This window comes from Actinosynnema sp. NPDC002837 (assembly GCF_040295345.1).
Lineage (GTDB): Bacteria > Actinomycetota > Actinomycetes > Mycobacteriales > Pseudonocardiaceae > Actinosynnema.
On record NZ_JBEOVG010000031.1, the window covers coordinates 1 to 18,491 of the forward strand.

The window sequence follows — 18,491 nt, forward strand, 5'->3', positions numbered from 1 at the left end:
GGCCCGGCGGGGAAAAGCGTCCCGCCGGGCCTGCCGGCTTCGACCAGCCTAAAGCACCCGAACCCATGTCAAATCGGGCCTCTGAGGGTGCGCTGCGGGTCCGTTGTGGTGGTGGTGAGGGTTGGGGTTGGGGTTAGGCGGCTGCGGTGGTGGTGGTTGTGGTGGTTGTGGTGGTTGGTTGGAGGGCTAGGTCGAGGGCTTCGCGGACGTCGGTGACGAGGTGGACGGTCAGTTCGGCCAGGACCGAGTCCGGGACGTCGTCGAGGTCCGGTTCGTTGCGCTTGGGCAGGAGGACGGTGGTGATGCCGGCGCGGTGGGCGGCCAGCAGCTTTTGCTTGACGCCGCCGATGGGGAGGACGCGGCCCGTCAGGGAGACCTCGCCGGTCATGGCGACGTCGGAGCGGACCGGGCGGCCGGAGAGCAGGGAGGCGAGCGCCGTGGTCATGGTGACGCCTGCTGAAGGGCCGTCCTTGGGCACGGCGCCGGCTGGGACGTGGATGTGGACGCCGCGGTCTGCCAGGACTTCGGCTCGTTCGTCGTTGGAGCGCAGGTAGGAGAGGGCGATCTGGGCCGACTCCTTCATCACGTCGCCCAGTTGGCCGGTCAGGGTGACGCCGGACGCGCCGGTCCCCGGGGATGCCAGTGAGGCCTCCACGAAGAGCACGTCGCCGCCGGCTCCGGTCACGGCCAGGCCCGTGGCGACGCCCGGGACGGCAGTGCGCTCGGCGGACTCCGGGGTGTGCTTGGGCGAGCCCAGGTAGGTCCGGAGGTTCGGGATGTCGACGGTGACCGGCAGGGTGGATTCGTCCAGGGCGACGCGTGCGGTCACCTTGCGGAGGATGCGTGCGAGCGCGCGTTCCAGCTGCCGGACACCTGCTTCACGGGTGTACTCGCCGGCCAGTTTGCGCAGGGTCGGCTCGGTGATCGTGACGTCCTCGGGGGTGAGGCCGGCGCGTTCGACCTGGCGCGGCAGGAGGTGGTCGCGGGCGATGGTGACCTTCTCGTCCTCCGTGTAGCCGTCGAGCTGGACCAGTTCCATGCGGTCCAGCAGGGGACCCGGGATGGATTCCAGGACGTTGGCGGTGGCCAGGAAGACGACGTCGGAGAGGTCCAGTTCGACTTCGAGGTAGTGGTCGCGGAACGTGTGGTTCTGGGCCGGGTCGAGGACTTCGAGGAGGGCGGCGGTCGGGTCGCCGCGGTAGTCGGCGCCCACCTTGTCGATCTCGTCCAGGAGGACGACCGGGTTCATCGAGCCCGCTTCGGAGATGGCCCGGACGATCCGGCCCGGCAGCGCGCCCACGTAGGTGCGGCGGTGGCCGCGGATCTCGGCTTCGTCGCGGACGCCGCCCAGGGCCACCCGGACGAACTTGCGGCCCATCGCGCGGGCGACGGATTCGCCGAGGGAGGTCTTGCCGACGCCGGGAGGTCCGACCAGGGCCAGGACCGCGCCGGAACGGCGGCCGCCCACGACGCCGAGACCGCGGTCGGCGCGGCGGCGGCGGACGGCCAGGTACTCGGTGATGCGTTCCTTGACGTCGTCCAGGCCCGCGTGGTCGGCGTCCAGGACGGCGCGGGCGCCCGCGATGTCGTAGGCGTCCTCGGTGCGTTCGTTCCACGGCAGGTCGAGGACGGTGTCGAGCCAGGTGCGGATCCAGCCGACCTCGGGTGACTGCTCGGAGGTCCGTTCGAGCTTGTCGACCTCGGCCAGGGCGGCCTCGCGGACTTTCTCCGGCAGGTCGGCGCCTTCGACGCGGGCTCGGTAGTCCTGCTCCTCGGTGGCGGGCTTGCCGTCGAGCTCGGCCAGTTCCTTGCGGATCGCGGCCAGCTGTTGGCGCAGCAGGAACTCGCGCTGCTGCTTCTCGACGCCTTCCTTGACGTCCTTGCGGATGGTCTCGGCGACGTCGAGTTCGGTCAGGTACTCGCGGCCCCACTCCAGCAGCTTCTCGAGCCGCTCGGTGACGTCGCTGGTCTCCAGCAGCCAGACCTTCTGCTCGTCGCTGAGGTACGAGGCGTAGCCGGCGAGGTCGGCGAGGGCGGACGGGTCGTCCACCTGCTGCACCGAGTCGACCACCTGCCACGCGCCGCGCTGCTGGAGGATCGTGGTGACCAGCCCCCGGTACTCGCGGGCCAGTTCGTGGGTGTGGTCGTCGACCGGTGATTCGTCCGCGATGGTCGCCTCGACCCACAGCGCCGCGCCGGGGCCGGTGGTGCCGGTGCCGATGCGGACCCGCTCGGTGCCGCGCACGACGGCCGCGCGCTCGCCGCCGGAGAGCCTGCCGACCTGCTCGATCAGGGCCAGCGTGCCCACCTTGGCGTACTTGCCGTCCAGCCGGGGCACCAGCAGGACCTTCGACTGACCGCCCGTCGCCGTCGCGGCCTCGATCGCGGCGCGGGCCTCGGCGGTGGCGTCCGAGCCGCTGAGGCGGATCGGCACGACCATGCCCGGCAGCACGACCACGTCGTCCAGCGGCAGCACCGGCAGCGCCAACGTCTCGCCCATGATCCCTCCAAAGTTGAGTCTGACTGGCTCAACCAAGATGAGCGTGGGTTTGTTTCCGGTAGGTGTTCGCCCAGAGCGAGCGTCCATTCGGGGGTTGTGCCCCGTGGATGGCGCCGCGACGATCACGCGGTCGGCTGACGAGGAGATGTGCGCATGGAGCAGGCGAGCTGGGTTCCGTCTTCGGTGGACCTGGACCGGCCGAGCGCGGCCCGGATGTACGACTACTTCCTGGGTGGGTCGCACAACTTCGCGGTGGACCGCGAGGCGGCGAAGTCGGTCGAGCAGATCTTCCCCGGCATGTCCGGCGCGGCCCGGGCCAACCGGTCGTTCCTGCGGCGGGCGGTGCGGTACCTGCTGTCGCAGGGCATCGACCAGTTCCTCGACCTGGGGTCGGGCATCCCGACGGTCGGCAACGTGCACGAGATCGCCCAGCAGACCAACCCGGCGGCACGGGTGGTGTACGCGGACGTCGAGCCGGTGGCCGTGGCGCACAGCACGGCGTTGCTGGCGGACAACCCGCTGGCCAGCGCGATCCAGGCGGACCTGCGCGACCCGGACTCCGTGCTGGAGAACGAGGAGGTGCGGTCGGTGCTCGACTTCGACCGGCCGATCGGGCTGCTGATGGTCGCCGTGCTGCACTTCGTGCCGGACGAGGCCGAGCCGGCGGCGGCCATCGCCCGGTACCGGGACGTGCTGGCGCCGGGCAGCTTCGTGGCAATCTCGCACGCGAGCTGGGACGGCGTGTCGCAGGAGGGGCGGGAGAGCGGCGAGCAGGTCAACGCCATCTACCGCCGCACGGACAGCCCGCTGGTGCTGCGGACCGGTGCGGAGGTCGCCACCTTCTTCGACGGGCTGGAGGTCGTGGAGCCCGGCGTGGTGCCGTTGAGCGAGTGGTGGCCGGATTCGGACGACGCCTACATCAACGCGTACGCGGGGGTCGGGAAGAAGGTCTGACGGCGTCCGTCACTCGGGCGGGGTGAGGCGGAGGTCCGGGTCGATCGGCGGCTCGCCGTCGAACGGGCCCGCGGGCACCGCGCCCAGCGCGTCGAGGGTGAGTCCGATCTCGCGCGCGTTCGGGTCGGTGTCGGGTGGCGTGGTGAACCAGGCGTGCAGGTCCTCGGGGATCCGGTAGCGGGCGGTGAGGTCGCGGTAGAGGGCGGCGCGGTCGCCGGACTGGTCGGCCAGCTGCTGGTACTCGCGCATGGCCAGGCGCATGCGGATCCAGCGGTAGCGGTCGGTCTTGGTCGAGTCGTCCTCGGTGAACCGGGTGCGCAGCAGCCGCCCGGCCTCGGCGCCGCGTTCGGCCAGGGCGCGGATCGTCTCCGGGCGCATGAAGAGGTTCGTGCCGCCTTCCAGGGCTCCGACGCGGACGTGCGCGATCCGTCCCCGGTAGCCCGGCAGGGCGGACTGCATCGTGTCGCGCCAGTCGAGCATGGTGTTGAGGATCGCCGACGCGAAGTGCTGCACCAGCCCGATGCCGCGCCACGGCGTGCCGCCGGTGGACGCGTCCTGCTCGGGCAGCCAGACGTCCCGGTCGTCGCCGGGCGGGTAGGACTGCAGGCTCAGGCCGAACGTCGGCCAGCGCGGCAGCAGGTTGTCGAAGAAGTGGATCGGGAAGTTGCTGGTGATGCCGCCGTCGGAGAACCAGTGGACGCGGGGTTCCGGCTCGGCGCGCACCAGCGGCACCGCGGCGATCAGGCCGGGCAGCGGCATGCTCATCCGGACGGCCAGCGCGACCGGCAGGTTCTTCGGCAGCACGTGCAGGGTCTCGGCGGGGTGCAGCGGGCAGTGGTGCGGCGAGGCGTCGTGGCCGAGCTTGTCGACGGTCCGCGGCGGAAGGACGGTCCCCAGGCACGTCGGGCAGAACAGCCACGCGGCCGACGGTTCGGTGAACGGCAGGCGGTAGGGGCGGCCCTCGGACAGGTCCGTGGTCATCAGGACCAGGTTGGTGGTCAGGTCGTCGAACGTCAGGTCCGTCGTCCCGGACAGGTCGTCCAGCACGTCGGCGATCCAGTCGCTCAGCGGGGGCACGCCGGTCGACGCGGGCACGCCGCACCGGCGGTCCCAGAAGTTCGGCCGGAACGCGCCGGTGCCCGGGATGAGTCCGAAGTGGATGGTGGTCGCCATCCGGTCGAGGAACCGCTTGGCGCCCAGGCCGTAGGTGAGGGCGACCGCGCTGACGAACGCGAACCCGAGCACCAGCCACCACACGGCGGCGGTGGCGGCGCTCGCCAGGCTCGGGGCCGTCCAGCGCGTGCTCAGGGCGACCGGGATCAGCGGGACGACCAGGAGCAGCGCGGTGCCGACGCGGCGCAACCACGCGTCCCGGCCGTTCGGCAGGACTCTCAGCACGATGCCGGGCACGGCGACGAGGGCCGCGACGGTGAGGCCGATCAGCGCCCACGTCGGCGTGGCGCCCCAGTCGATCGAGTGGAACCACAGGGTCGGACCGATGAGCCACAGCCCCAGCGCCAAGGCGAGGAAGGCCCGTGCCCGCCAGCCGATCGCGCTGATCAGGGCCAGCAGGAGGCACGTGAGCGGGCTGCGCCCGGTGGAGTCGCGGCGCTGCATGGAGGCCGCCACGATCCGGTACAGCTTGCGGGTGTGCTCGCTGGGCTGGAAGAGCTGGGCCAGCCGCCAGCCGGGCGCGGCGAACCAGTCGACGACCTCCCCGAGCTTGCGGAACCCGTCCCGGTCCCGGCCCTTCTCCGCGGCGGCGGTGAAGGCGGCCCCGATCGCACCGGCCGACGCACCGCCCAACGACCGGAACCGGTAGTGCCCGGCCAACTCCACGACGGCCAACGGGTAGACGACGCCACTGGCCGCCCCACCCCGCATGGTCAGGTCGCAGTACCGGTTGAAGTCCTCGGCCATGGCGAACCTCCCGGCCTCCATGGTCTCGTGCCGCCGGCCGGTGTGGCGCTAGACCAATCGGTTGTTCACCGAAGCGCCTTGCCGCTGCCTTCTACCTGAGCCGCCATGCGTCCGTTCGGGTGAATGTCCGACAAGGCCCATAACGCTGCGTGCACACGTTCCGAATGACATTTCAGTCGGATCCTCCGACGGTGAGCACCGGAGAATGCGGAGCGAAAGCATGGCACACCTCCCACCCGGCCCGAACTCTTTCGGGCCTAATCGTCCCGGTCCGACCGGGCAATGGGTTCCGCACCCGATCCCGACGGGCGCGTGGGGTGTCCCGCCACCTGTTCCGCCGGCGCCGAAGAAGAGTCCCAAATGGCCTGCGGTTGTTGGTGCGGCCGTCGTTCTGGTGCTGGGTGTCGCGGCGATCGGATCGGGTGGGGATCAGGTCGGTGAGGGGGCGGAGCGGTCGTCGGCCGCAACGCGCACCTCGACCACCACGGCCGTGCCGGCCACCACCACCTCGGTGTTCGCCACCACTACTACCACCATCCCTCCGCCTCCTCCGCCGTCCGTGTTCACCGGTGTCGGGGACGATGTGATCACTTTGGACCGCCCGGCCGGGGTCAAGGTCGTGAAGTTCGAGTGCCCGGTGTGCTCGGGTAATACGGTGTTGAAGAGTGACGGTTTCGAGTCATTATTGGTGAATGAGATCGGCGCTTATAGCGGTACTCGGTGGTTGGACATCCGGGACGGTGCTCGCACCTCCACGCTGACGGTCAACGCGACGGGCTCCTGGACGGTCACGGTCGGTGGTCTTGAGGTGGCGGAAATCGCGCAAGGTCCGATGTCCGGAACGGGCGATGCAGTGTTGATCTATTCTGGAGCCGGCAAGAAGGCGAGGATTACCAACGTGGGGGAGAGCAACTTCGCCGTCCATGCGGTTTCGCTGCAAGAGAGTCGGATCAAACTCCTGGTGAACCACATCGGCGGTTATGAGGGCACCGTTCCGCTGACCGGGCCGGCTGTCATCCAGGTCACGTCCGGTGGGAACTGGACGATCACGCCGTCCTGAGGTCGAGGACTGGTGGGAAGTCGCCCGTCGGCCGGCACGAAGAGGTGTTGCGGCGCCGCGGGGTTCGGCGTGGACAACGGGTCGCCCAGGCGGTGTGGGCGTTCACAGCTGGGATCGCGCGATCTGCTCGATCTCGGCCGGCGTGCCGGACATGATCGTGCGGACGTGCTCGGTCACCAGCTCGATCGGCCAGTCCCACCACTTGGCGCGCAGCAGCCGGGCCACGTCCTCCTCGGCGTAGCGCCGCTTCACCGGCTTGGCCGGGTTGCCGCCCACCACCGTGTACGGCGGCACGTCCGACGTCACCACGGCGCCGGTCGCGATGATCGCGCCGTCCCCGATCGTCACGCCCGGCATCACGAGCGCGTTGTAGCCGAACCAGACGTCGTTGCCGACCACCGTGTCGCCCCGCGTCTGCATGCCGGTCATCAGGTCCATCGTCTGCTCGGCCCACGTGCCGCCGAAGATCGTGAACGGGAACGTCGAGACGCCGATGTTGAGGTGGTTCGCGCCGGCCATGATGAACCTGGTGCCGGTGGCCAGCGCGCAGAACCTGCCGATGACCAGCTTCTCGGCGCCGTACCCGTAGAGCACGTTGCGGGTCTCGAACTCCAGCGCGTGCTCCGGGTCGTCGTAGTACGTGTACTCGCCGACCTCGATCGTCGGCGACGTCACCAACGGCTTGAGCTGGACGACGCGGTCCGCGTGCGGCAGCGGGTGCAGGACGGTGGGGTCTGGGATCAAAGTGGAGGGCTCCTAACGCGACTCGTGTTGCGTTAGAGTGGCACAACTCGCCCACTAACGCAACTGGAGTTGCAGTTGACCTCACGACCGGGTGGACGCTCGGCACGCGTCCGCGAAGCCGTCCTGGAAGCCGTGTACGCCGAGCTGAACCGGCACGGCTACGCCGGCATGACGGTGGAGAACGTCGCCGAACGCGCGGGCGTGCACAAGACCACCGTCTACCGCCGGTGGGGGACGGTCGACGTGCTCATCGCCGACGCCCTCGACCACACCCGCGAGTCCGAGTGGCCGGTGCCCGACACCGGCACGCTGGAGGGCGACCTGATCGCCGTCGCCACCGAGATCGCGGACACCTTCGCCGACCCGGAACGCCGGCTCGTCCCGATCGCGATCGTCATCGCCGCACAGCAGTCCACCCGCGCCCAGGACGCGAAGCGCCGCTTCTACGCCGCCCGCCAAGCCGAAGCGGCCAAGGTCGTCACCCGCGCCGTCGAACGCGGCGAACTCCCACCGCAGGCCGACCCGGTCGAACTCGTCCGCCTCACCTGCGCCCCGCTGTACCACCGGATCTTCGTCACCGGCGAGCCGGTCGACCGCCCCACCGCCGAGCGCTCCGCCCGAGCCGCCCTGGCCGCCGCCCGAGCCGGCCTGCTCTAATCCGTCAAGTCGTGTTCGATCGCGTATCGGACCAACTGGATCTGGTTGGTGAGACCCAGTTTCCCGAGGATGTTGATGACGGTGTGCCGGACCGTGGTGACGCTGACACCCAGAGCCGACGCGATCGACTTGTGGCTCGTGCCCGCCGTCAGCAACCGGATCAGTTCCGTCTCCCGAGAGGTGAGACCCAGGTCGGCGCGCCCGGCCCGGTGCAGACCCGCCATGGCCGCGGTCGCGGCGCGGGGTGCCAGCACGGCCTCGCCGAGCAGGACCCTGCGCACGGCGTCGACCACGACCTCCGGCTCCGCGTTCTTCAGCAGGTAACCGCGGACACCGGCGCTGAGCGCCCGGACGATGGTCTTGGTGTCGTCCAAGGCCGTGAGCACGAGCACGCCGAGTCGCGGGTTCTCCGCCGACAGCCGAGCGATCACGTCCAGGCCGATCGGCATGGCGATGTCCGACACCACCAGGTCGGGCCGGTTCGCCGAGCACGCGCGCACCGCGGCCTCGCCGTCCCCAGCTTCGGCGACCACGGTGACCCCGGCGTTCCTCAGCACGGTCACCAAACCGAACCGGAACACGGGGTGGCCGTCGACGACCACGATCCGCACCTGTGCCCCGTCCGGTGCGGGGATGGGATCGTCGACGCTCACCGCGGGCGGGTCGTGCTCTGCGATGGCCGGCCCGGCAGCCGGTCGGGCGGGCTCTTCGGCCGCACGGGCGGCCAGCCACCGTGCGCGGTAGGCCTCGACGTCCCCGTCGAGCGCGTGCACCACCAGTTCGACGTTCGTCCAGCGCGGCAGCGCCGGGCCGGTGAGCGTGCGGTGGACCGTGTCGTGGCTGATCCCGGCTTGGCGGGCGATGTGCCGGCTGCTCGGCTCACCGGCTTCGATGTGCAGGCGTCGCAATTGGTCGAAGAGGATCGCCAGTGGTCCGCCGGGAAGTTCCGGTCGGCGCAACCGTCCCATGCGCACCCGCCCAGTGTCAGAAGGTGTCAGAAACTCTAGCGGATCTACCTAGCTTCCGGCACCATCGAGTTCACTGCTTCCGAGCCGGGGAGGCGCGGGTGAACGGCGGCGAGTTGTTGCACCTGGCCGTGGCCGGGGTGCCAGGTGTCGTCGTGATCACCTACGCCGCCTTCCGCCTGGTCGACCACCTGGTGTTCCTGCTCGGCCTGTGGCTGGTGCTGCGGTCGACGCGGGACGTGGACCGGGTCAAGGCGATCACCGCCTACAAGCAGACCGCCCGCCGTCGATAGCTACAGCTCGTACCAGCGCAGGATTTCCGGGTCCAGCACCCGGGCCGCGAGGCCGATCCGCCGCGCCGTCTCCGCCAACTCCGCCGCCGCCGCGGGGTTGCCGCGCGGCGGCAGGGCGGGGTCGTCCAACTGGGTCACCATGTCGTCGTGGTGGCTCGGGACGAGCAACTTGGGCCGGGTCGCCCGCAGCGCCCGCGCGGTGTAGTCGTGCACGTTCGCGTGGCCGCTCATGCCCAGCACGAGGACGTCCGGCCGCAGCCCCGCGATCTCCCGCTCGACGTAGTTCGCCGTGCCCGACAGGAACAGCACCGAGAACCCGCCCACGGTGATCAGGTACGCGAGCGAGCCGCCTTCCACGAGGTCGCTGATCGTCGTGGGCGCCTCCGGCGGCGCGGTCAGGCTGCCCGGCGCGAAGTACCCGTACGAGCCGAACTGGCTGTGCAGGCTCCGGAACACCTGGACGGTGAAGCCGTGGAAGTCCAGGTACTCCCCACCGGACGCCACGACCACGTCGTCACCCGGCACGCCCTGCGCCGTCAACAGGTGCCGGTGCGTCTCGGTGCCGATCACCCGCGAACCGTGCTTCTCCACCACGTACGGGATCTCCAACAAGTGGTCGTAGTGCCCATGCGTGGCCAGCACCAGCTCCGGCCGCTCACCGAGGTGCCGGTCGACCAACTCCTTCCGCACCGCCAACGGGTGGTCGGGGATGAACTCGCCGTCCCGGTCGAACACCGGCAACCGGCTCAGGTACGGGTCGATCAGCACCCGCCGGCCGTCGAACAGCAACTCCCACCCGGCGACGCCCAACCAGCGCAAGCCCACCCCGCTGCGCCCCGCCGCGAACGCCACCCCCGGCAACCCCGCACCCGCCACCGCGACCGCCGCCGAACCGATCAACACCTGCCGCCTGTTCACGCACATGCCACAACAACACCAGCGCCCAGCCGCACGTGTCCAAGTCCGATATCACCACGCCTGCGATATCCGAACAGCTATCATCCCTGCTCGTGGACCTCCTCCGGCACCTGCGGCACTTCCTCGCCGTGGCCGAGGAACTGCACTTCGGCCGAGCCGCGGCCCGCCTGCACATGTCCCAGCCGCCGCTGTCGCAGAGCATCCAACGCCTGGAACGCGAACTCGGCGTCCGCCTCCTCGACCGCGACGCCCGGCACGTCGCCCTCACCGATGCGGGCCGCCAGATCCTCACCGAGGCCCGAGGCCTCCTCGCAGGCGAAGACCGACTCCGCGCGCTCGCCGGACGTTTCCGCCATGGCGAGGCCGGCTCACTGCGCGCGGGCGTCCCACCGGACCTGGGCGGACGAGCCGTGGCCGCACTCCTCCCGGCCTTCCGCCACCGCAGCCCCGTCGACCTGAAGCTCCGCGAGATCGGCACCGCCGAACAACTCCGCGCCCTGGCCGACCGGAGCCTGGACGTCGGCGTCCTGCGCTTCCCGTTCGACGTCTCCTGGCTGAGCCTCGGCCCGGTCCTGACCAGCCCGCTGGGCGTCCTGCTGCCCCGCGACCACCCCCTGGCCACCGCCCCGGACGTCCGCTTGGCCGACCTGAACGGCCTGGCCCTCGTCCTCTTCCCCCGCACCACCGCACCCGCCCTGCACGACGAGGTGCTGACCACGTGCGCCCGACACGGCTACACACCCACCGACGTCCACCAAGCCGGCAACCCGGAGTTCGCGTTGGGGCTCGTCCTGGCCGGCGGCGCGGTCGCCCTGCACGACGGCATCACCCCACCACCGGACGCCGCCTGGCGACCACTGCGCGGCAACCCGATCCTGTGGCGCACCTCGGCCGCCTGGCCACGCGGCCGGCGAACCCCCGCCGTCACCGCGTTCGCCGACGCCGTCACCGAAGTCCTCACCGCACAAGGGATGCGCCACGCGGAGGGCACCCTGCCCCGCTACCCCCGCCCGGCCGCGGAGTACCTGTCATGACCGCCGCCAGGGTGCGCGCCGCGTTCGCCGACGCCGGCGTCACCGGCAAGCTCCACGCCGTCGACCTCGACCACCCCGACCGCGAACTGTCGGTCGGCGCGGACGACCCCGTCGTCCTCGCCAGCGTCTTCAAAGTCCCACTGCTCGTCGCCCTGCACCACAGCACCCACGACCTGACCGCCCGGATCACCCTCGACCACGACCGCAGCACCGGCCCCACCGGCGTGGGCGGCATGCTCGACCCGGTCACGATGTCCTTGCGCGACTTGGCCTACCTGGCCATCACCGTCTCCGACAACGCCGCCGCCGACGCCCTCGTCGACCTCATCGGCCTGGACGACATCAACCACACCCTGGACGAACTGCACCTCAGCCACACGCGGATCGTCCACCGGGCACGGGACTTCATGCGCACCATGGCCGAAGACGCCGTCCCCGCCGAACCACCGGCCGCCCTCACCGACCCCGTCGTCCTGTCCCGACTGCGCGCCCTGGACCCGACCCGAACCAACCGCGGCACCGCACGCGACCTGACCACCCTGCTGCGGCACGTCTGGCAGCACGAGGCCTGCGCCCCGATCCGCCGCAACATGGCCCTTCAAGTCTGGCCACACCGCCTGGCCTCCGGCTTCCCCTTCGACGACGTCCGCGTAGCCGGCAAAACCGGCACCCTCCCGACCATCCGCAACGAGATCGGCGTCGTCGAGTACCCGGACGGCGGCCGCTACGCCGTCGCCGTCTTCACCCGCAGCGCGAGCACCGCCTTCACCCTGCCACCAGCAGACGCCGTCATCGGCACAGCCGCCAGACTCGCCATCGAACACCTCCGCTGAAGCCGTGCAACAGAAGGGCTTCGTGTCATCCCGCCGACCTGGCTCCGCCCTACCGCGCGTGTCAAGGGGGCTGTGCGTCCCTTGCCCGCCCCTCCACCTATGCCTGCCCCCTTGATACGTGTGGTAGCCCGTAGGGAGGTCGGTGGGATGACACGAAACCCGACCAACAACGGACCCGGCGCGTACCCACCCACCCCGCCGTCATCCTGCTGATCTGCCCGTCCGGCGAGGACTCTTTCAATCTTTTGATCTTTCAGCCCTTGCCGCAGACACCCCACACCGCACCCACATCAAATCTCGTCCAAGAACTCGTCCACCTCGGCCAACGCCCTCAACCGCACGGGCTCCGCGGACAGGAACAGGTCGTGCATACCGCCCTCCACCTGCACCACCCTGACCTGCCTGCCGATCTTCGGCCCCCACACCCGCATGTGCTCCACGTCCAGCACGGTGTCCGCCGTCATCGCCTCGGGCGTCCACCGCTTCGCGTGGAGGTGGCTGCGCCCCGACCGCAGCAGCAGTACCGGCGCCCCCACCTCCAACCCCCGGTGCAGCCGGGCCTGACCGCGACGGATCGCGCGCAACCACCCCGCGTGCACCGGGAAAGCCTCGATCGGCTTCCACGTCGTGTCGAAGTCCCACTCCCCGTGGTGGTCCCGGTGGATGCTCTCGCCGTACACCGGCCCCAGCCCGGGCTTGAGCACCAGCTTCGGCGCCACCCGACCCACGCCCCGGATCAACGCCGTCCCCACCGTCCGCACCAGCCACGGCTCGGCCAGGTCCAACCAAGGGCTGTTGAGCACCAACGCGTCCAGCACGTCGTCCGAACGCCGCTCGTGCGCCCACAAACTCGTGATGAGCCCACCGGTCGAATGGCCCATCACCACCAGGTGCCGGTGCCCGTCCTCTTCACGGATCACCCGTGCCGCGGCGTCGATCTCCTCGAAGTGCTCGGCCAGGTCGGTCACGTAGTTCGCCACCTGCCCCGGCCGCAACGACCGCCCGTACGCGCGCAGGTCGATGGCGTAGAAGTCGAAGCCGCGCGCGGTGAAGTGCTCGGCGACGTGCCGCTGGAAGAAGTAGTCCGCGAAACCGTGCACGTACAGCACCGCGCCGCGGACGGCCGGCTGCGCGCGACGGCGGACCAGGGTCGCGGTCGTGTCACCGCCGCCCAAGGGCAGCGCGCGGGTCTCGTAGTCGGTGCCGAGCACGTCTGCGTTCACCAGGCCAGTGTGCACGTCGATTCGTCCGATCGGGGAGATGTGGGGCACGGGTCGTGGCACTGTGGGAACCATGAGCAGCGAGGAGATCGAACGGTCGAGCGCGCGTGTCCGGTTCCCGGGCATCAGCCCGCGTGCGTACGAGCACCCGGTCGACCGGGGGGCGTTGGCGGTCTTGCGCGCGGTGCCGGGCATCGGCCCGGTGCTGCAGGCGGTGGCGGGCGCGTTCACGGAACGCGGTGAGAGGTTGGGCTACCTGGCGTCGAGCATCCGGGTGGGCCCCAGGCAGTACCCGGAGCTGGACCGGCTCCGGCTCGAGGCGGCGGCGACGCTGGACGTCGACCCGGTGCCGGAGCTGTTCGTCAAGCGCGACCCGGTGCCCAACGCCATGACGCTGGGCATCGACAAGCCGTTCATCGTGCTCACCACGGGCCTGATCGAGCTGCTGGACGCGGAGGGCCTGCGGTTCGCCATCGGGCACGAGATGGGGCACGTGCTGTCCGGGCACGCGCTGTACCAGACGATCCTGCAGCGGCTGATGCAGCTGCAGCACGGTCTGGGCTGGATGCCGGGCGGCTACTGGGCGATCACCGCGATCATCGCCGCGCTGCGCGAGTGGTACCGCAAGACCGAGCTGTCCTGCGACCGCGCCGGCCTGCTCTGCGGGCAGGACCCGGCCGCCGCGCTGCGCGTGCACGTGGCCATGGCGGGCGGCATGGACCTCAGCCAGGTCGACACGGCCGAGTTCCTCAAGCAGGCCAAGGAGTACGAGCAGGTCGAGGACGTGCGCGACAGCGTGCTCAAGCTGATCCGCACGTGGCCGCTGACCCACCCGATGGCCGTGGTCCGCGCCGCCGAGCTGCAGAAGTGGGCGGCGGGCGAGGAGTACCGCGCCATCCTGACCGGCTCGTACCAGCGGCGCGAGGACGACCGGCCGACGAGCTCGTTCACCGAGGACATCAAGTCCGCGGCCCGGTCGTACAAGGAGTCGGCGGCCGAGTCCGAGGACCCGCTGATGAAGGTCTTCAACGAGGTCGGCGACGTGCTCGCGGGCGCGGCGGGCCGGGTGCGCAGCAAGTTCACCGGAGCGGACTAGTCCGCTTGGCCCAGCGGAACCGGCCATTCTGGCTAACCTCCTCCTGACGCCTTTGATCAGGAGGAGGGGCCGATGCGGCTTGCCGCGTTGTTGATGACGTTGTCGATGGCTCTCGCGGGCACTGCCACGGCGGACGTGGACGAGCGCGTAGTGGGCGGTGAACGGGTGTCGATCGCGGACCACCCGTGGGTGGTGTACGTGGCCGACGCCACCGGGAACCAGTTCTGCGGCGGCACGCTGGTGGCGCCGACCAAGGTGGTCACCGCCGCCCACTGCGCCACCACCCGGACGCCCCGCAACACGCGGGTCGTGCTGGGCCGCGAGGATCGCAAGGGTGACGAGGGCGTGGTCGCCCGGCTGTCCGAGATCTGGGTCCACCCGGAGTACGTGTCCGCGGACCAGGGTGCGGACGTCGCCGTGCTGACCTTGCGCTCGCCGGTGGACTACACGCCCCTGCCGCTGGCGCAGCCGTCCGACGGCGCGCTGTACGAGCCGGGCACGAGCGGTCGGGTGTTCGGCTGGGGCCGGACCAGCGAGCAGGGCTCGGGCTCGCGCTACCTGCTCGGCGCGACCGTGCCGGTGACGGACCACGAGTACTGCCGCACCGCTTACCCCCAGTTCGACCCGGACGAGATGACGTGCGCCGGTTACCCGGAGGGTGGCGTCGACACGTGCCAGGGCGACTCGGGCGGCCCGTTCGTGGCCGGCGGGAAGCTGATCGGCGTCACCTCTTGGGGTGAAGGTTGCGCGCGGGAGGGCAAGCCGGGCGTCTACAGCAACATCGCCGCCTACTCCCAGGTGATCGAGGAACAACTGGCGGCGTGACCAACCGGCGTGCGGACCCTTCGGACGGGTTCGCACGCCGGTCGGGCCTCGCCCTGCGCCGGACCTGCACCCGGAACCGACCTGCACCCGGAACCGACCTGCACCCGGAACCGACCTGCACCCGGAACCGACCTGCACCCGGAACTGGCCTACACCCGGAACTCGACCTGCGCCGGGGCTGTCGACCTACAGCACGAGCCCGATCGACATCGTCACGAACACCGCCGCGCAGACCGCGTCCAACGCCGTCGTCACACCGGGTCGCCGCAACGAGCCGGCCACCCGCGCCGCCGCCACCACGATCGTCAGCTCCCACAACGCCGCGAGCCCGAGGAACACGGCCGCGAGCAGGCCGAGCTGCCACGTCGGGTCGCCCGTTCCGATGAACTGCGGCAGGAACGCCAGCGAGAACAGCAGCATCTTCGGGTTGGTGATGTTGGTCAGGAACCCCTGCCGGAACGGCCGGGGCGGCGCGACCCCCACCACCTCGCCGCCCGAACGCCGCAGCAGCCCGCGGGTGATCGTCACGGCCAGGTAGAGCAGGTACGCCGCGCCGATCCAGCGCAGCCCGGTCAGCACGGCCGGGTAGCGGGCGATCACCACGCCCAGGCCCGAGATCACCAGGGCCACCTGCACGAAGGCCGCGGTGTGGATGCCCGCCAGCGCCAGCAGCCCGGCCCGCGTGCCGGACCTCATCGAGGTGCGCAGCAGGAGGAAGGCGTCCACGCCGGGCGTCAGCACGACCACCGCGCAGGCGATCAGGAACGCCGGCAGCTGGGTGAAGTCCAGGTGCATGGAAAACCTCCCTCAGGTTCCGGACAGATCGCCGTGATCTGCCTCACTGGCCGTTGAATCTTCGGCACCACCGCACTCTAACAACAGATTTTCCGGATCTCATACCCGGATCCCGTCCGCTCGGACCTTCCGCTACCGTCGGTGCCCGTTCCGCCACTTGACGTAGAGAGGTGCTCCATGCGCATCAGCGCGCCGGTCTTCGCCGTTCTCGTTCTGATCCTCTCGGCGCTGCCCGCGGACGCGATCGTCGGCGGTCGGGAGGCGCCCGCGACGCCGTGGGCGGTGGCGTTGTTCGACGGGGGCACCTTCTTCTGCGGCGGCGCGCTGATCGCACCGGACAAGGTGGTCACCGCCGCGCACTGCACGGTCGCGCGCACCGCGCTCGGCGTCCGCGACCGGGTGCCCGCCGACCTGACCGTCGTCGCCGGCCGGGCCGACCTCGACACCACCGAGGGACGGGCCGTGGGTGTCACCGCGCTCTGGCGCCACCCCGCGTTCACCGAGGTGTCCGCGGGCGACGACGTGGCCACCCTCACCCTCGCCACCCCGCTGCCGTACCGGCCGGTCCGGATCGCGGACGCCGCGCCGGGCCGGGCCACCGTCTACGGCTGGGGCCGCACCGCCGAGCTGAGCGCACCGAGCCGCCGCCTGCGCGAGGTCGACGTGCCGATCCGCGCGGACGCCGAGTGCGCCGCCGAGGTGCCCGACTACCGGCCGGGCGGGATGCTGTGCGCGGGCTACCCCGAGGGCGGCAAGGACGCCTGCGAGGGTGATTCCGGCGGACCGCTCACCGTGGCCGGCGAACTGGTGGGCCTCGTGTCCTACGGCCGCGGCTGCGCCCGACCGGGCCAACCCGGCGTCTACACGCGCTTGAGCCGGTACCGGGCGGAGCTCTAAGAATCGGGACGCCGCCGCACAGAACCACAGGAAGCTCTTCCCAAGACGCGGCCCGACCACAGACCCGACCGGGCCCGACCACAGGACCCACCAGGCTCGACCACAGGAGCCACCACACAACCCACCCCAGGACCCGTGTGATACCACGGTGGGGTGCGCTCACACCCGTACCCGGCGACGCTGCGCCGGCAGTGGTCGGCCGACCTGACCCCCGACCAGCTCTACGCCGTGCTCAAACTGCGTTCCGACGTCTTCGTCGTGGAGCAGAACTGCGTCTACCCCGAACTGGACGGGCGTGACCTCGAACCGGGCACCCGCCACTTCTGGCTGGAAGCCGACGACCTGCCCGGCCCGCAGGCCTACCTGCGCCTGCTGGAGGAACCCGGCGGCACGTTCCGCGTCGGCCGGGTCTGCACGGCCCGCGCCGCCCGCGGCCGCGGCTACAGCCGTCGGCTGATGGAGGCGGTGCTGGCCGAGATCGGCCAGGTGGAGTGCGTGCTGGACGCCCAGACCTACGTGGCCGACTTCTACGCGTCGTTCGGCTTCGAGCCGCAGGGCGCGGAGTTCATCGAGGACGGGATACCGCACCTGCGGATGCGCCGGTCTCCGTGATCACCCGCACGGCGCGCTCGATCTCGCCCTCGGACAGGTCGGCGCGGGCGGTCAGGCGCAGCCGGGAGATCCGGTCGGGCACCGACGGCGGCCGGAAGCAGCCGACGACCACGCCCTGCGCCCGGCACGCCTCGGCCCAGTCGAACGCCGCCTCCGGCGACGGCGCCTGCACGGACACGACGGCTGCGGTCGGCGTGCTGACCCGCAACCCCGCCTCCTTCAGCCGGAACGCCAGGTCCTGAGCCACTTCCAGGGCCCGGGCGGGCCGTTCCGGCTCGTCCCGCAACACCTTCAACGCGGCCAACGACGCCGCCGCGCTGGCCGGCGCGAGCCCGGTGTCGAAGATGAACGTGCGCGCGGTGTCGACGAGGTGCTTGATCACCCGGCTCGGCCCGAGCACCGCGCCGCCCTGCGCGCCGAGCGACTTGGACAGCGTCACCGTGGTGACCACGTCGGGCGCCTTGGCCAGGCCCGCCGCGTGCACCGCGCCCCGTCCGCCGTCACCGATCACGCCGAGGCCGTGCGCGTCGTCCACGACCAGCGCCGCGTCGTGCTCGCGGCACGCGGCGGCCAGCCGGGCCAGCGGCGCGAGGTCGCCGTCGACGGAGAACACCGAGTCCGTCACCACCAGCGCCCGCCGCTTGCCGCGCGTGGCCAGGGCGTGCGTGACCTGGTCGACGTCGCAGTGCCCGGCGACCACGACGTCCGCTTTGGACAGCCGGGTGCCGTCGATCAGGGAGGCGTGGATGTGCTGGTCGGCGACGATCGCGGTGCCGGGGCCGGACAACGCGGTCAGCGCGCCCAGGTTCGCCGCGTAGCCCGAGGAGAACACCAGCGCGGACTGCGCGCCGCAGAAGTTCGCGAGCTCGTACTCCAGCTCGGTGTGCAGCTCGGTCGAGCCGGTGACCAGCCGCGACCCGGTCGAGCCCGCGCCCCAGCGCAACGCGGCCGCCGCGGCGGCGCCCGTGACCCGCTTGTCGCGGGCCAGGCCGAGGTAGTCGTTCGAGGCCAGGTCGAGGTTCGTCGAGTCCGCCGGCCGTGGCCGGACCCGGCGGGCGAGACCGGCTTTCGCGCGCGCCTCGGCACGCGTGTCGATCCAGTCGAACACCGAGTCACCTGTGCGCACGCTCACGCCGGCAGTGTCGCATCCGACGGCTACGGTGCCGGC

General features: G+C 71.1%; 18 protein-coding genes. 10 read left to right on the forward strand and 8 right to left on the reverse strand.

What is annotated here, in order from left to right:
- Positions 1 to 133: 133 nt before the first annotated feature.
- Positions 134 to 2,500, reverse strand: a complete 2,367-nt coding sequence (gene lon, locus ABTZ99_RS21600; RefSeq protein ID WP_498780621.1) for an endopeptidase La — start codon at positions 2,498 to 2,500, stop codon at positions 134 to 136.
- A 153-nt stretch (positions 2,501 to 2,653) separates the two neighbouring features.
- On the opposite strand from lon, the gene ABTZ99_RS21605 reads away from it, so the two are divergent.
- Positions 2,654 to 3,454 carry an SAM-dependent methyltransferase gene (locus ABTZ99_RS21605; protein ID WP_498780622.1) on the forward strand — a complete coding sequence of 267 codons (801 nt, stop codon included), beginning with the start codon at positions 2,654 to 2,656 and terminating at the stop codon, positions 3,452 to 3,454.
- Positions 3,455 to 3,463: 9 nt separating this feature from the next.
- On the opposite strand, the gene ABTZ99_RS21610 is transcribed toward ABTZ99_RS21605, so the two are convergent.
- On the reverse strand, positions 3,464 to 5,374 hold the full coding sequence (locus tag ABTZ99_RS21610) for a patatin (protein ID WP_499613328.1): 1,911 nt from the start codon (positions 5,372 to 5,374) through the stop codon (positions 3,464 to 3,466).
- Positions 5,375 to 5,768: 394 nt separating this feature from the next.
- Between ABTZ99_RS21610 and ABTZ99_RS21615 the strand changes: the two genes are divergently transcribed.
- Complete coding sequence (locus tag ABTZ99_RS21615; RefSeq protein WP_499613331.1) at positions 5,769 to 6,434, forward strand: hypothetical protein; 666 nt, start codon at positions 5,769 to 5,771, stop codon at positions 6,432 to 6,434.
- A 102-nt stretch (positions 6,435 to 6,536) separates the two neighbouring features.
- On the opposite strand, the gene ABTZ99_RS21620 is transcribed toward ABTZ99_RS21615, so the two are convergent.
- The gene (locus ABTZ99_RS21620; RefSeq protein ID WP_498780625.1) at positions 6,537 to 7,178 is read right to left on the reverse strand and encodes a CatB-related O-acetyltransferase; all 642 of its coding nucleotides are present in this window, start codon (positions 7,176 to 7,178) and stop codon (positions 6,537 to 6,539) included.
- 75 nt (positions 7,179 to 7,253) lie between these two features.
- On the opposite strand from ABTZ99_RS21620, the gene ABTZ99_RS21625 reads away from it, so the two are divergent.
- A complete protein-coding gene (locus ABTZ99_RS21625) occupies positions 7,254 to 7,835 on the forward strand; it encodes a TetR/AcrR family transcriptional regulator (protein WP_499613334.1) in 582 nt (193 codons plus the stop codon).
- Here the strand turns inward: ABTZ99_RS21625 and ABTZ99_RS21630 are convergent.
- On the reverse strand, positions 7,832 to 8,803 hold the full coding sequence (locus ABTZ99_RS21630; RefSeq protein ID WP_499613448.1) for a response regulator: 972 nt from the start codon (positions 8,801 to 8,803) through the stop codon (positions 7,832 to 7,834). The two genes, ABTZ99_RS21625 and ABTZ99_RS21630, sit on opposite strands and share 4 nt — an antisense overlap.
- 98 nt (positions 8,804 to 8,901) lie before the next feature.
- On the opposite strand from ABTZ99_RS21630, the gene ABTZ99_RS21635 reads away from it, so the two are divergent.
- Complete coding sequence (locus ABTZ99_RS21635; protein WP_498780629.1) at positions 8,902 to 9,093, forward strand: hypothetical protein; 192 nt, start codon at positions 8,902 to 8,904, stop codon at positions 9,091 to 9,093.
- Here ABTZ99_RS21635 and ABTZ99_RS21640 read toward each other — a convergent pair whose 3' ends face one another.
- Entirely contained in the window at positions 9,094 to 10,011 is a 918-nt protein-coding gene (locus ABTZ99_RS21640; RefSeq protein WP_499613337.1) for an MBL fold metallo-hydrolase, read from the reverse strand. It lies immediately after the preceding gene.
- A 92-nt stretch (positions 10,012 to 10,103) separates the two neighbouring features.
- Between ABTZ99_RS21640 and ABTZ99_RS21645 the strand changes: the two genes are divergently transcribed.
- Entirely contained in the window at positions 10,104 to 11,045 is a 942-nt protein-coding gene (locus tag ABTZ99_RS21645; RefSeq protein ID WP_499613340.1) for a LysR family transcriptional regulator, read from the forward strand.
- A complete protein-coding gene (locus tag ABTZ99_RS21650; RefSeq protein WP_499613343.1) occupies positions 11,042 to 11,878 on the forward strand; it encodes a serine hydrolase in 837 nt (278 codons plus the stop codon). Before ABTZ99_RS21645 ends, ABTZ99_RS21650 begins: the two co-directional genes overlap by 4 nt.
- A 290-nt stretch (positions 11,879 to 12,168) precedes the next feature.
- Here ABTZ99_RS21650 and ABTZ99_RS21655 read toward each other — a convergent pair whose 3' ends face one another.
- Positions 12,169 to 13,101 (reverse strand): alpha/beta hydrolase, encoded by a 933-nt coding sequence (locus ABTZ99_RS21655; protein WP_498780634.1) that lies wholly within the window; start codon positions 13,099 to 13,101, stop codon positions 12,169 to 12,171.
- Positions 13,102 to 13,171: 70 nt separating this feature from the next.
- Here ABTZ99_RS21655 and ABTZ99_RS21660 point away from each other — a divergent pair, with 70 nt between their 5' ends.
- Both ABTZ99_RS21660 and ABTZ99_RS21665 read left to right on the forward strand, forming a co-directional pair.
- Positions 13,172 to 14,194, forward strand: a complete 1,023-nt coding sequence (locus ABTZ99_RS21660) for a M48 family metallopeptidase (RefSeq protein WP_498780636.1) — start codon at positions 13,172 to 13,174, stop codon at positions 14,192 to 14,194.
- A gap of 72 nt (positions 14,195 to 14,266) precedes the next feature.
- The gene (locus tag ABTZ99_RS21665; RefSeq protein WP_499613347.1) at positions 14,267 to 15,019 is read left to right on the forward strand and encodes a S1 family peptidase; all 753 of its coding nucleotides are present in this window, start codon (positions 14,267 to 14,269) and stop codon (positions 15,017 to 15,019) included.
- A 186-nt stretch (positions 15,020 to 15,205) separates the two neighbouring features.
- Here the strand turns inward: ABTZ99_RS21665 and ABTZ99_RS21670 are convergent, their stop codons facing one another.
- Entirely contained in the window at positions 15,206 to 15,814 is a 609-nt protein-coding gene (locus ABTZ99_RS21670) for a LysE family translocator (RefSeq protein ID WP_498780640.1), read from the reverse strand.
- Between the two features lie 177 nt (positions 15,815 to 15,991).
- Here ABTZ99_RS21670 and ABTZ99_RS21675 point away from each other — a divergent pair, with 177 nt between their 5' ends.
- Complete coding sequence (locus ABTZ99_RS21675) at positions 15,992 to 16,711, forward strand: serine protease (RefSeq protein ID WP_499613350.1); 720 nt, start codon at positions 15,992 to 15,994, stop codon at positions 16,709 to 16,711.
- Between the two features lie 153 nt (positions 16,712 to 16,864).
- On the forward strand, positions 16,865 to 17,323 hold the full coding sequence (locus ABTZ99_RS21680; protein WP_498780643.1) for a GNAT family N-acetyltransferase: 459 nt from the start codon (positions 16,865 to 16,867) through the stop codon (positions 17,321 to 17,323).
- On the opposite strand, the gene ABTZ99_RS21685 is transcribed toward ABTZ99_RS21680, so the two are convergent.
- On the reverse strand, positions 17,277 to 18,455 hold the full coding sequence (locus ABTZ99_RS21685) for an 8-amino-7-oxononanoate synthase (protein ID WP_499613353.1): 1,179 nt from the start codon (positions 18,453 to 18,455) through the stop codon (positions 17,277 to 17,279). The two genes, ABTZ99_RS21680 and ABTZ99_RS21685, sit on opposite strands and share 47 nt — an antisense overlap.
- Positions 18,456 to 18,491: the final 36 nt, after the last annotated feature.

Bases quoted from the DNA above. Each gene is read 5' to 3' on its own strand.
- lon (WP_498780621.1), bottom strand. From the start codon at position 2,500: ATGGGCGAGACGTTGGCGCTGCCGGTGCTGCCGCTGGACGACGTGGTC.
- ABTZ99_RS21605 (WP_498780622.1), top strand. From the start codon at position 2,654: ATGGAGCAGGCGAGCTGGGTTCCGTCTTCGGTGGACCTGGACCGGCCG.
- ABTZ99_RS21610 (WP_499613328.1), bottom strand. From the start codon at position 5,374: ATGGCCGAGGACTTCAACCGGTACTGCGACCTGACCATGCGGGGTGGG.
- ABTZ99_RS21630 (WP_499613448.1), bottom strand. From the start codon at position 8,803: ATGGGACGGTTGCGCCGACCGGAACTTCCCGGCGGACCACTGGCGATC.
- ABTZ99_RS21650 (WP_499613343.1), top strand. From the start codon at position 11,042: ATGACCGCCGCCAGGGTGCGCGCCGCGTTCGCCGACGCCGGCGTCACC.
- ABTZ99_RS21660 (WP_498780636.1), top strand. From the start codon at position 13,172: ATGAGCAGCGAGGAGATCGAACGGTCGAGCGCGCGTGTCCGGTTCCCG.
- ABTZ99_RS21665 (WP_499613347.1), top strand. From the start codon at position 14,267: ATGCGGCTTGCCGCGTTGTTGATGACGTTGTCGATGGCTCTCGCGGGC.
- ABTZ99_RS21670 (WP_498780640.1), bottom strand. From the start codon at position 15,814: ATGCACCTGGACTTCACCCAGCTGCCGGCGTTCCTGATCGCCTGCGCG.
- ABTZ99_RS21675 (WP_499613350.1), top strand. From the start codon at position 15,992: ATGCGCATCAGCGCGCCGGTCTTCGCCGTTCTCGTTCTGATCCTCTCG.